Source organism: Kribbella sp. DT2 (assembly GCF_049844575.1).
Classification (GTDB): domain Bacteria; phylum Actinomycetota; class Actinomycetes; order Propionibacteriales; family Kribbellaceae; genus Kribbella.
Genome location: NZ_JBNCLH010000008.1, coordinates 53,110 through 66,540 on the forward strand (window position 1 = coordinate 53,110; position 13,431 = coordinate 66,540).

General features: G+C 71.4%; 5 protein-coding genes. All 5 read left to right on the forward strand.

Annotation, left to right across the window (positions count from 1 at the left end; genetic code table 11):
- Nucleotides 1-14 precede the first annotated feature (14 nt).
- From ACLQ2O_RS30250 to ACLQ2O_RS30270, 5 genes are read left to right on the forward strand one after another with little or no spacing between them, the layout of a single operon-like run.
- Nucleotides 15-10,277: an amino acid adenylation domain-containing protein gene (locus tag ACLQ2O_RS30250; protein WP_425838009.1), complete on the forward strand. Its 10,263-nt coding sequence runs from the start codon at nucleotides 15-17 to the stop codon at nucleotides 10,275-10,277.
- Complete coding sequence (locus ACLQ2O_RS30255; protein WP_425838012.1) at nucleotides 10,270-10,494, forward strand: MbtH family protein; 225 nt, start codon at nucleotides 10,270-10,272, stop codon at nucleotides 10,492-10,494. Before ACLQ2O_RS30250 ends, ACLQ2O_RS30255 begins: the two co-directional genes overlap by 8 nt.
- Nucleotides 10,491-11,549, forward strand: a complete 1,059-nt coding sequence (locus ACLQ2O_RS30260; protein WP_425838015.1) for an ATP-binding cassette domain-containing protein — start codon at nucleotides 10,491-10,493, stop codon at nucleotides 11,547-11,549. The genes ACLQ2O_RS30255 and ACLQ2O_RS30260 overlap by 4 nt, the downstream gene beginning before the upstream one ends.
- Nucleotides 11,546-12,343 carry an ABC transporter permease gene (locus tag ACLQ2O_RS30265; RefSeq protein WP_425838018.1) on the forward strand — a complete coding sequence of 266 codons (798 nt, stop codon included), beginning with the start codon at nucleotides 11,546-11,548 and terminating at the stop codon, nucleotides 12,341-12,343. Before ACLQ2O_RS30260 ends, ACLQ2O_RS30265 begins: the two co-directional genes overlap by 4 nt.
- Complete coding sequence (locus tag ACLQ2O_RS30270; RefSeq protein ID WP_425838021.1) at nucleotides 12,340-13,380, forward strand: ArsR/SmtB family transcription factor; 1,041 nt, start codon at nucleotides 12,340-12,342, stop codon at nucleotides 13,378-13,380. Before ACLQ2O_RS30265 ends, ACLQ2O_RS30270 begins: the two co-directional genes overlap by 4 nt.
- Nucleotides 13,381-13,431 lie beyond the last annotated feature (51 nt).

The window sequence follows — 13,431 nt, forward strand, 5'->3', positions numbered from 1 at the left end:
GAAGGCCAGGTCCTGTGTTCTCCCTGCGTGAGGCAATTCCTCTGACCGCTGCCCAGACCGGCGTCTGGTACGCCCAGCGCCTCGATCCCGCCTCGCCGATGTTCAACATCGGGCAGTACCTCGACATCCGGGGTCCGGTGGACGCCGAGCGCCTCGAGCGGGCGATCCGGCAGGTGGTGACCGAGGCGGAGTCGGTCCGGGCCCGGTTCGGCGAGGTCGACGGACGGCCGATGCAGGTGATCGAACCGCTCGGGCCGTGGTCCTTGCCGGTCGTCGACCTGAGCGCGCGGCCCGATCCCGAGGCGGCGGCCCGGGCCTGGCTCGACGAGGACATCAACACTCCGCTCGACCCGACCGGGGACAGGCTGTTCGCCGCCGTTCTGCTCAAGCTGGACGACGAGCGGTTCTTCCTCTACCAGCGCATCCACCACCTGCTCGTCGACGGCTACGGCGCCACGCTGCTCGTGCTGCGGCTCGCCCGGATCTACCGTGCGCTGGAGCTCGGCGAAGAGGTCGAGCCGGCCTGGTTCGGTTCGCTGCCGGCGCTGGTTGCCGACGACCTCGAGTACCCGGGCTCTGAGCAGTACGGCGTCGACCAGGAGTTCTGGCGTACGACGTACGGCGACCTGCCGGACGCGACGCTGCTGAGCGAGCCGGCCGCCATGGCCCACACCTTCAGCCAGCACACCGGACAGTTCTCGCCCGTCGAGGCCGAGGAGCTGCGGATCGCGGCCCGTGGCCTCCGCACGGACTGGTCGATGCTGGCGATCGCGGCGATGGCCGCCTTCCTGCACCGCGCGACGGGCGACCGTGAGGTGGTCTTCGGGCTGCCGGTGATGTCACGCCGTTCCGAGCTGCACAAGACGACGCCGTCGATGCTGTCGAACGTCATCCCGCTGCGGCTGAAGGTGACCCCGTCGACTACCTTCACCGAGCTGGTCGCGCAGGCCGTGACGGTCGCCCGGGCCGCGCTCAAGCGGCAGCGGTACCGCGCCGAGGACCTGCGCAGGGACCTCGGTCTGGGCCGGGACGACGCTCTGCACGGCCCGACGATCAACATTCTTCCGTTCGACCCGCAGATGGAGTTCGGGTCGCACGACGCCGCGATGCACAACCTGTCGGTCGGGCCGATCGACGACCTGTCCGTGATCGTCCAGGGCATCTCCGCGCGCCACGGTCTCCGGATCGACCTCGCGGCGAACCCACGCCGGTACGACGCGGACGACCTGGCGCGTCACCACGGTCAGTTCGTCCGGGTTCTCCGGGCGCTCGTCGACGCCCCGGACCAGGAGGTGGGAGCGGTCGACCTGCTGTCCGCGGACGACCGTGCGCAGCTGCTCGACAGCGGGAAGGGCACGCGGGCCGACGCCACGGAATCCACGGTGCCGGAGATCTTCGCGGCGCAGGTCGCCGAGAGCCCGCAGGCCCCGGCGGTCTCCGACGAGCGGAGAAGTCTCAGTTTCGCGCAGCTGGACGCCGAGTCCGACGACCTCGCCGACGCGCTCGCCAGGCGGGGGATCAGCGCCGGAACCACCGTGGCGACAGCCTTGCCGCGGTCGGTGGAGACGGTCGTCGCGCTGCTGGCGATCAGCAAGACCGGAGCGGCGTACCTGCCGCTGGACACGTCCTACCCGCGGGAGCGGTTGGCGACTCTGCTCGCCGACGCGCGGCCGGCGGTCGTCGTCACCGACGAGGCGACGTCCGAGTTGCTTCCGGCAACCACTTCGATGCTTCTCCTCGACGAGCAGAGCAAGCACGACGACTCGCCCGTACGGCGGACGCCGCCGTCGCCGGCCGATCTGGCCTACCTCACCTACACCTCCGGCTCGACCGGCCGGCCGAAGCCCGTCGCGGTCGAGCACCGTGCGCTGGCGAACCTGCTGGCCAGCCACCGGGCCACGATCTTCGCGGACGCCGTCGCGGCGACCGGGCGCGCGACTCTGCGCGTCGCCCACCTGACCGGCCCGGCGTTCGACGCCGCCTGGGACCCGATTCTCTGGATGCTGGCCGGCCACGAGGTCCACATCGTGCCCGACGAGGTCCGGCGGGATCCCGAGGCCTGCGTCCAGTACCTCGCGGACGAGCGCATCGACTCGGTCGAGTCGACACCGTCGTACGTGCGCCAGCTGCTCTCGGCCGACGTCCTGGACCCCGAGCACCACACGCCGACCGTCTGGGCTCTCGGCGGCGAGGCGGTCGACGCCTCCCTGTGGACCCAGCTGTCCGCCGCGACCGGCGTCGTCTACAACTTCTACGGGCCGACCGAGGCGACCGTCGACGCGGTGATCGCGCGGCTGGCCGGTACGCCGCGTCCCACGATCGGCCGGCCGATCCGCAACGTCCAGGCCTACGTGCTCGACGCCGCGCTGCAGCCGGTCCCCGTCGGCCAGACCGGCGAGCTGTACCTCGCAGGCGCCGGCGTCGCCCGCGGCTACCAGGGCCGCACCGGCCTGACGGCCGAGCGCTTCGTGGCGAACCCGTACGACGGCACCGGCGCGCGCATGTACCGGACCGGAGACCTGGTCCGCTGGACCGCGGCCGGAACGCTGGACTTCGTCGGTCGTTCCGACCAGCAGGTGAAGATCCGCGGTTTCCGGATCGAGCTCGGCGAGGTCGAGGCGGCGCTGACGTCACTCGACGAGGTCGGTCAGGCGGCCGTGGTCGTGAGCGGCGAGCGGCTGATCGCGTACGCCGTGTCGACGGCGACCGGGCGGGAGCTCCGTGAACAGCTCACGCGGCAGCTGCCGGAGTACCTGGTTCCGCAGCGGATCGTCGTCCTCGACGAGCTGCCGCTGACCGCGCACGGCAAGCTGGACAAGGCCGCGCTGCCGGCGGACACGGCGTCCGAGGTGAGCGGCCGCCGGCCGGCGAACGACCTGGAGCAGTCGCTGTGCCAGATCTTCGCCGAGGTCCTCGAGCTGCCCGCGGTCGGTGTCGACGACGACTTCTTCGCGCTCGGTGGGCACTCGCTGCTGGCGACCCGGGTGGTCGGCCGGATCAGGGACCAGCTGACGACCGAGGTCAGCATCCGCACGCTGTTCGAGGCGGCGACACCGGCCGCGCTGGCGGACCGGCTGCGGATCGCCGCGACGGACGACCGTCCGCAACTCCTTCCGGCCGTTCGGCCGGCGCGGATCCCGTTGTCGTTCGCCCAGCGGCGTCTCTGGTTCCTGCACCGCCTCGACCCGGCCTCGGCCGACTACCACCTCCCGGCCACTCTCCGGTTGACCGGCGACCTGGACGTGGACGCCCTCCGGAGCGCGCTGAACCAGTTGGTGGCCCGGCACGAGAGCCTGCGGACGGTGATCGAGGAGGCCGACGGTGAGCCGTTCCAGCGCGTTCTGCCTGCTGACGAGGCGGGAGTCGGTCTGGAGACCGCGTTCAGTACGACGCAGACGCTCGACCAGGACCTGACGTCGCTCGCGGCGCAGCCTTTCGACCTGGCGCACCAACTCCCGTTCCGGCCGACGCTGATCCGCCTGGCTCCGCGGGATCACGTACTGCTGCTGGTGATCCACCACATCGCCGCTGACGGCTGGTCCCTCGGACCGCTCGCGCGTGACCTCGCGACGGCGTACGCGGGTCTGCCGAGCGCACCGCTCGCGGTTCAGTACGCCGACTACGCGCTCTGGCAGCGGGACCTCCTCGGCGACGAGGACGACCAGAAGAGCCGGATCTCCAGCCAGCTCACGTACTGGACCTCGGCGCTGGAGGATCTTCCGAGCGAGCTGACGCTGCCGACCGATCGCCCTCGCCCGCTGACGCCTTCGGGCGCAGGCGGCACGGTGCCGGTGGAGCTGTCCGCCGACCTCCACGGCCGCCTCGCGCGGTTCGCCGCGGACAACGGCGCCAGCCTGTTCATGGTGCTGCACGCGGCGACGGCGGCCCTGCTGTCGAAGCTCGGCGCCGGCACCGACATCCCGCTCGGGACGCCGGTGGCCGGACGCAGCGAACGGGCCCTGGACGAGCTGGTCGGGTTCTTCGTCTCGACCCTGGTGCTGCGGACGGACGTCTCGGGCGATCCCAGTTTCCAGGAGCTGGTACGGCGGGTGCGCGAGACCGATCTGACGGCGTACGAGAACCAGGACGTTCCGTTCGACCGCATCGTCGAGGAGCTCGAACCCGAGCGGATCGCGGGGCGCAACCCGTTGTTCCAGGTGATGCTGAGTCTGCAGAACACTCCGGCGCCGGTGACCGCGCTGGGCGATCTCGAGGTCGCCGTGCATCCTCCGGCGGCGACGGGCGCGGCCAAGTTCGACCTTTCCCTGGACCTCACCGAGCAGTTCGACGCCGGAGGCCGTCCGGCGGGGCTGACCGGTGGGCTCGAGTACGACGCGGACCTGTTCGATGCCGGGACCGCTCGCTGGATCGGCGACTGCCTCGATCGCCTGCTGGACGTCGTACTGGATGCTCCTGAGCTTCCGTTGCACCAGGCGGAGCTGCTGACGCCGGCCGAGCGCCGGGAGCTGCTCGAGGACCGGCACGGGCCTGCCCGTGAGATCCCGCCGAGCACCGTGGTCCAGCTGTTCGAGGAGCAGGCCGCTGCTACGCCGGACCGCACTGCCGTGGTCGCGCCGGACCGGAGCCTGACGTTCGAGGAGCTGAACGAACGGGTGAACCATCTGGCGAGCGTGCTGAGTGCTCGCGGCGCGCGTTCGGGTGAACCGGTCGCCGTCGTTCTGCCGCGGAGCGCGGACACTGTCGTCGCGCTGCTGGCGATCCTGAAGACCGGCGCCGTCTACCTTCCCGTGGACGTCGAGTACCCGGCCGAGCGGATCAGCTACCTGCTGGCCGACGCCCGGCCCGCGCTCGTGGTCAGTACGTCGGCGGTGGCACACGTCGAGGTGTCCGCCGAACGGATCCTGCTCGACGACCCCACGCTCTGGGTCGGCCCGGCACCGGCGTACGACGGAACGCCGGTTCGCCGGACCGATCTCGCCTACCTGCTCTACACCTCGGGGTCGACCGGCCGCCCGAAGGGGGTCGCGGTCGAGCACGGCGCGCTCGCCAACCTCTTCCACAGCCACCGGCGGCAGGTCTTCGGCCCGGCGCGAAAGGCCCGCGGGCACGAGGTTCTCCGGGTGGCGCACACCGCCGGAGTGTCGTTCGACGCGTCCTGGGACCCGATCCTGTGGATGCTCGACGGGCACGAGCTGCACCTGCTGGGCGACGACGTCCGGCGGGATCCCGAAGCGCTGCTGACCTACGTGGACGCGCTGCGGATCGACGCGATGGAGACGACGCCGTCGTACGTGCAGCACCTGCTGGGCATGGGCCTGCTCGACTCAGGCCATCACCGGCCGACGGTTCTCGCGCTCGGTGGCGAGGCGGTCGACGCCCGGCTCTGGTCGCAACTGGCGGCCGCCGACGGTCTGCTGGCCTACAACTTCTACGGCCCGACCGAGTGCACGGTCGACTCGGTGATCGCCGAGATCCGCAACGATCGGGCTCCCGTCATCGGTAGCGGGGTGCAGAACCTCCGGACCTACGTGCTCGACGCGAACCTCCAGCCGGTCCCGGACGGTGTCGCGGGCGAGCTGTACCTGGCCGGTGCCGGTCTGGCGCGCGGGTACCACGCCCGGTCGGCGCTCACCGCCGAACGCTTCGTCGCCGACCCGTACGGCGAACCCGGTACGCGGATGTACCGCACCGGCGACCTGGTCCGCTGGAACCGTGATGCCGCGCTGGAGTTCCGGGGCCGCGTCGACGACCAGGTGAAGATCCGCGGATTCCGGGTGGAGCTGGGCGAGATCGAGTCCACGCTGGTCTCGTTCCGCGACGTCTCCGCGGCGGTGGTCGTGGTCCATCGGCCGGCCGAAGGGCCGGACCGGCTGGCCGCGTACGTCGTACCGGCGGCCGGTACAGCGCCGGAGCCGACCGCGCTGCGGCAGAAAGTGGCGCGCGAGCTGCCCGACTACATGGTGCCGGCCGCGGTGGTCGTCGTACCGGAGCTGCCGCTGACCGCGAACGGGAAGCTCGACCGGTCGCGGCTGCCTGAGCCGACGACCGTCACCGGTGCGGGCCGAAGGGTGGGGAACGCGCTCGAGGAGGAGCTGTGCGACCTGTTCGCGGAGACCCTCGCGGTCGAGGAGGTCGGTCCTGACGACGACTTCTTCGCCCTCGGCGGCCACTCGTTGCTCGTCACGCGCCTGGTCAGCAGGATCCGCGCCCGGTTCGGTGTCGACCTCGCCATCCGGACGGTCTTCGAGGCGCCGACCCCGGCCGCGCTGGCCGTTCGGTGGCCGGCGGCAACTTCTGGTGCGCGGGTGTCGTTGCGACCGCGGACCCGTCCGGAACGGGTACCGCTGTCCTTCGCCCAGCGCCGGCTGTGGTTCCTGAACAGCTTCGAGAACGCCGGCGCGAGCTACCACCTGCCGATGGCACTGAACCTGTCCGGCCGGCTCGACCGGGACGCGCTGACCGCGGCGCTGAACGACGTCGTGGCCCGGCACGAAAGCCTGCGGACGGTCTTCCGGACCGACGACGGAACGCCGTACCAGCAGGTCCTCGGGAGCGCGGACCTCGCGATGCCGGTGCTGCCGGCGCGGCGCGACCAGCTGCAGGACGCGATCCGGGCTGCCGTCGCGCGGCCGTTCGCCCTCGAGCAGGAGCTGCCGTTGCGCGCGACGCTGTTCGAGGTCGCCGAGCAGGAACACGTGCTGCTGCTCGTGATGCACCACATCGCGACCGACGGCTGGTCGACCGCCCCGCTGGCGCGTGACCTGGCCGCCGCGTACTCGGCGCACTCGACCGGTACGACGACCTCGTGGCCGGACCTGCCCGTCCAGTACGCCGACTACGCACTGTGGCAGCAGGAGGTTCTGGGCGACGACACCGAGCCGCGCAGCCTGTCGCGGCGTCAGCTCGACTTCTGGAAGGGCGCCCTCAGCGGGGTGCCCGAAGAGTTGCCGCTCCCGTACGACCACTCGCGACCTGCGGAGGCCGTACGGCGCGCGGGGCTGCTCCCGATCGCCCTGCCGGAGGAGCTGCACCGGCGCCTGGCGTCGGTCGCGGCCGCGCACGGCGTCAGCCTGTTCATGGTTCTGCACGCCGGTCTGGCCGCGTTGCTGTCACGCCTCGGCGGCGGCAGCGACATCGCGATCGGTACGCCGGTCGCGGGCCGGACCGACGAGGCACTCGACGAACTGGTCGGCTTCTTCGTCAACACGCTGGTCCTGCGCACCGACCTGTCGGGTGACCCCAGCTTCGCCGACCTGCTCGCCCGGGTGCGGGCTGCCGACCTGGCCGCCTTCGAGCACCAGGACGTCCCGTTCGAGCGGGTGGTCGAGGAGCTGTCGCCGAGCCGGAGTCTCAGCCGGCACCCGCTGTTCCAGACCATGCTGACCCTGCAGAACACGCCGGAGGCAACGCTCGCCCTGCCGGGACTCGACGTCACGGTGATCGACGCGCAGGCCGCGGAGACCGCCAAGTTCGACCTCTCCCTGTCTGTTGCCGAGCGCAACCATGCGGACGGGTCGCCGGCCGGTCTGACCGGGACGCTGGAGTACAATGCGGACCTCTTCGAGCACCGGACGGCGCAACGGCTGGTCGGCTGGCTCGGTCAGCTGCTCGGCGCCGCGACCTCGGATCCGCACCGCCGGGTCAACGATCTCGAACTGCTGGCCACGGACGAGCTGGAGACCGTCCTCAGGAGCTGGAACGACACGGGCCGGAGCCTGCCGACGAGCACGGTCGTCGAAGTGTTCGAGCAGCATGCGCGGCGTGCTCAAGAGGACGACGTCGCTGTCGTCGCGGTCGACGGCCGGTTGGGCCGGCAGCAGCTGAACGCAGCCGCGAACCGGTTGGCCAGAGTCCTGCGGGCCGAAGGCGTCGGCACCGGCGACACGGTCGGAGTCGCGCTCGGACGATCGACGCGGACGATGGTCGCGCTGCTCGCGGTCCTGAAGTCAGGCGCTGCGTACCTGCCGATCGATCTCAGCTACCCGGCCGACCGGATCAGCGCCGTGCTGACCGACGCCGCGCCCGCCCTCGTCGTCACCGAGACCGGCGTTCAGCTGCCGGAGGCCGTCGTACGGCTGGACCTGGACTCCTCGTCCACCACGTCCGCGCTGGCGGCTGCCTCGTCCGAGGACCTGTCCGACGGTGACCGGAAGGCGCCGTTGCGACCGGGCCACCCGGCGTACGTGATCTACACGTCCGGTTCGACCGGTCGGCCCAAGGGCGTCGTGGTCGAGCATCGGTCGCTGGCCAACCTGCTGCAGCACCACGAGACGAGTGTGTTCGAGCCCGCGGTCGCGCAGGTGGGTTCGGCCCGGTTGAAGGTCGCGCTGACCGCGGCCCTCGCGTTCGACGCGTCCTGGGACCCGGTGCTCTGGATGATCGCCGGTCACGAGTTGCACCTGGTCGACGAGGACACCCGCCGGGACGCGGACGCGTTGGTCCGCCACCTGCGGGAGCACCGCGTCGAGGTGGTCGAGACGACGCCGTCGTACCTGCGGCAACTTCGGACGGCGGGACTGCTGGACGGCGATCACCGTCCTCGCGTGCTCGCGCTGGGCGGGGAGGCCGTCGACGAGGCGCTGTGGTCCGAACTGCGCGCTCTGGACGGCGTGACCTGCTACAACTTCTACGGACCGACCGAGTCGACGGTCGACTCGGTCGTCGCGGGGCTCGACGGTCAGCACCGGCCGGTGATCGGCCGGCCGGTGGACAACACGAGGGCCTACGTTCTCGACGCCCGGCTCCGGCCGGTGCCCGCCGGTGTTCCCGGCGAGCTGTACCTGGCCGGTGCCGGCGTGGCTCGCGGCTACCTCAACCGGGCACCGCTGACCTCGGAGCGGTTCGTCGCCGACCCGTTCGGCGACGACGGCGAGCGGATGTACCGCACCGGCGACCTGGCGCGCTGGCGCGACGACGCCACGCTGGAGTACTTCGGCCGCGTCGACGACCAGGTCAAGGTGCGTGGTTTCCGCGTCGAGCCCGGCGAGATCGAGGCCGCGCTGGTCGCGCTGCCGGGGATCGAGCAGGCCGTCGTACGGGTGCGTCCGTCGGAGGCCGGTGAGCACCTGGTGGCCTACGTGGTCGGTGGGGGAGACGTCCGGGAGACGCGCGTCGCCCTCGGTCGCGTCCTGCCCGAGTACATGGTGCCGACCGCTTTCGTCGCGGTGGACACGATGCCGTTGACGCCGAACGGGAAGGTCGACGAGCGGCGGTTGCCCGAGGTGGAGCCGGTGGCGACCGAGCCGGGCCGCGGCCCGCGGTCGCCGCGCGAAGACCTGCTCTGCAAGCTGTTCGCGGAGTCGCTCGGAGTCGAGCGGGTCGGGGTTGACGACAACTTCTTCGACCTCGGTGGCCACTCGTTGCTGGCCAGCTCGCTGATCAGCAAGGTCCGGACCGCCTTCGGGGTCGAAATGCCGATCCGCCGGTTGTTCGAGCACCCGACGGTGGCCGGCCTGGCCGAGGAGCTCGACGCGGCGACCGACGGTGGCGACCTCGACGTGCTGCTGCCGCTGAGGTCCGGAGGGCAGCGGCCGCCGCTGTTCTGCGTCCACCCCGCGAGCGGGATCTCGTGGACGTACTCCGGGCTCCTGCGTCACCTGGCGCCGGACCAGCCGCTGTACGGGCTGCAGTCGCGCAAGCTGTCCGAGCCGTCGTACGAGCCGGTCAGCATCGAGGCCATCGCGGCCGACTACATCGAGCAGATCCAGGCCGTGCAGCCGGAAGGGCCGTACTTCCTGCTCGGCTGGTCCTTCGGCGGCAACCTCGCCCACGAGGTCGCCGGACAGCTCCAGGCCGCTGGTCAGGACGTCGGGCTGCTCGCCTTGCTGGACGCCTACCCCGAGGTGCCGGCCGACGGGCTCGAGTCGGCGACCGAGACCCAGATCTTCGGGTCGCTGCTGCACAACCAGGGGCTGCCGGTGCCGGACGGCGCGATCGACCGGGCGCGGGTGCTGGAGGTGTACCGCGAGACCGGCAACCCGATGGGCAGCCTGACCGAGGACCAGCTGGGCGCGATGGTCGACGCGTTCGTGACCCAGGCCGTCCTGATGCGGGACTTCGTCCCGAGGCCCTTCACCGGCGACCTGATCTTCGTCACCGCCACCGTGGACCGGCCGGCCGACGGCCCGGTGCCGCAGGACTGGCAGAGCGTGGTGAGTGGGCGGATCGACGAGCACCCGGTCGCCTCGAAGCACGCACAACTCACCCAGCCCGCGGCGCTGGCCGAGATCGGGCCGCTGATCGCGCGCGCCCTGGTCGAACGCCAGGACGCGGCCCTCGACCACCACCGAGCATGGACAGGAACCGACGATGAGTGAACGCACCACCAACCCGTTCGAGTCGCCCGACGACCAGTACGTGATCCTGACCAACGCGGAGCAGCAGCACTCGCTGTGGCCGGTGTTCGCCGAGGTGCCGGCGGGCTGGACGCGGGTCTTCGGGCCGGACTCCCGGCAGACCTGCCTGGAGTTCGTCGAGACCAACTGGACCGACATCACGCCGCTCAGCCTGCAGGCGCAGGAGAGCGGCCGGTGAGCGCACGCCACCGCCGCAGCAAGGGTCCGCCCGAGCCGCCGTCGCGAAGTCCGGTCGCCCGGCGCGCACCGCAACGGCTGGCGGGGGACCACGCGGTGGTGATCGAGGATCTCCGCAAGTCGTTCGGCACCAAGGTCGCGCTCGACGGCGTCGACCTCGCGATGCCGACCGGCAAGGTCTTCGCGCTGCTCGGCCCGAACGGCGCGGGCAAGACGACCACCGTACGGATCATCACCACCCTGCTCCGGCCGGACTCGGGACTGGTGACGGTCGCGGGCCGGAACGTGAGCGACGACCCGGAAGGCGTCCGGCGCTCGATCGGTCTGTCCGGCCAGTACGCGGCCGTCGACGACAAGCTGACCGGGTTCGAGAACCTTTACCTGGTCGCGAAGCTCTACGGGATGCGCGCGCGGCAGGCGAGCGTGACGTCGCGCGAGCTGCTCGAACGGTTCCACCTCACGGACGCGGCCGACCGGCTGACCGGGACCTACTCGGGAGGAATGCGGCGCCGGCTCGACCTCGCGGGGGCGCTGGTGGCGGCCCCGCCGGTCGTCGTACTGGACGAGCCGACCACCGGACTCGATCCGCAGAGCCGGCTGGACACCTGGGACGTGGTGGGGGAGCTGGTCCGCGAGGGCGCGACCGTGCTGCTCACCACCCAGTACCTGGAGGAGGCCGACCAGCTCGCCGACCGGATCGCGGTGATCGACCACGGCCGGGTGATCGCGAACGGTACGAGTGACGAGCTGAAGAGCCGGACCGGCGGGGAGCGGCTGGAGCTGGTGACGGCGCAGGAGGGGGACCTCGCCGCGGCGTACCGGATCTTGAGCGGTGTGGGAATCGCGGACCCGACCGTCGACCGACGGGTCCGGCGGCTCGAGGTCGCCGTGCAGAGCGGGCAGCTGGCGCTGGCCGCCGTACTGGGGCGGCTCAACCAGGAGAGGATCCACGTGCTGGACATCGGGCTGCGGCGAGCGACCCTGGACGACGTGTTCCTCGCGCTGACCGGGTCCGGCCCGGACGCCGCTCCGGGCCGGGCGGAGCTGGGCGCATGAGCATCGCCCAGATGACCCGCGACAGCAGCGCGCTGGCGTGGCGGAACCTGCTGAACATCCGCCGTACGCCGGGCTCGATCTTCGCCAGCATCCTGCAGCCGATCATGTTCGTGCTGCTGCTCGGGTACGTGTTCGGCGGCAGCCTCGGCGGCGACGCCTACCGTGAGTTCATCATGGGCGGGATCTTCGCCCAGACGGTCACCTTCAACGCCTCGTTCACCACCATCGGGCTGGCCAACGACCTGCAGAAAGGCGTCGTCGACCGGTTCCGGTCGTTGCCGATGTCAAGGATCGCGGTGCTGCTCGGCCGGACCACCTCCGACCTCGCGACCAGCGTGATCAGCCTGACGGTGACCAGCCTGTGCGGACTGCTGATCGGCTGGCGGATCCGCGGCGGGCTGCTCGACGCCCTCGCGGGCTACGGGCTGATCCTGCTCTTCGCGTTCGCGATGTCCTGGGTCGGCGCGTACATCGCCCTGGTCGCGCGGAGCGTCGAGGTCGCGCAGAGCCTCGGCCTGATCTGGTTGTTCCCGGCAACCTTCATCTCCTCGGGCTTCGTGTCGGTGACGGCGATGCCGCAGCCGCTCGCGACGATCGCCGAGTGGAACCCGATCACCTCGCTGGCCAACGCGGGGCGGGAGCTCTTCGGCAACCCGACACCCGCCGCCCTGCCCCAGCCGCAGGGCTGGCCGGCCGAGCACGCGATCCTCTACACGGTGCTCTGCTCGATCGGGATCATCGCGATCTTCCTCACGCTGGCGGTCTCCCGGTACCGGCGCGTGGCGACCCGATGACCGGCACGTTGAGACTGCGGTTCCCCGCGGGAGAGCCGGAGACCCGCTTCGTGCTGTCGCCGTTGTGGGAGACGCTCGCCAGCGTCAGGGTGCTGCAGGACGAAGCCGGCCGAGCGGCGTACCCGGAGTGGGCGGACTGGGCGCTGCGTCGGGTGAGACGCCACCGGCGGCGGTTGAGCTTGCTGTTCGGGCTTGTCCGGCCCGCGTTGCCCTACGTACCAGGCTTCCTCTTCGTGCCGCCTTCGACACCGGTGCCGGACCTGACGGCTGACCTGGTGGGCCTGCGCGGCACCTCACCCGAGCAGGTCCGGCAGGATCTCGACCTGCTGGCCTGGGTCCTCGCGACGCGCGGCGAGGCCGGCGTACCGGCGGGTCCTGCACCTGGGCGTGGTCCGCTGCCCGACCCGCTGGATCACTTGTACGACGACCCGGCGGCAGGGTTGATCGAGCTCGGTCACCAGATCGAGCTGTACTGGAAGGCCGCGCTCGCACCGCGCTGGGGCCGGATCCGGGCGGTCCTGACCGACGACCTGACCGAGCGAGGGCGGACGGCGGGCGACAGGCCGCTGGCAGAACACCCAGGGGTTCGCTGGGACGGACGGTCGCTGCTCGTCGAGCACACCGGACCCAGCACGTCGCGCGACACCGGCGGTGCGGAGCTGCTGATGATGCCGTCGGCCTTCGCCTGGTCGGGGCCCTGGCCGGTCGCCGTCCCCCCTGACCAGCCCCGGCTCACCTACCCGGCGCTGGGTGCCGAGTCGTTGTGGACGGCAACGAACTCCGGACCGGCCGACGGTCCTGCCGACGGTCTGGCCGGCGTGCTCGGAGCGTCGCGAGCCAAGTTGCTGAGCGAACTGGCCGTTCCGGCCTCGACGAGTGACCTGGCAGCGCGAACAGGGATCACCGCGGGCGGTGCCTCGCAGCATCTGGCGGTCCTCAAGTCCGCCGGGCTGGTGAGTGCCCATCGGGCCGGGCACTCGGTCCTGTACGCGCGGACCGCGACCGCCGAGACGCTGCTGAGGACCAGCCGGGGCTGAGCAACGAGTCGGGGTGGCAAAAGCTGCAACCACGCCGTGGAGGTCGGCCTG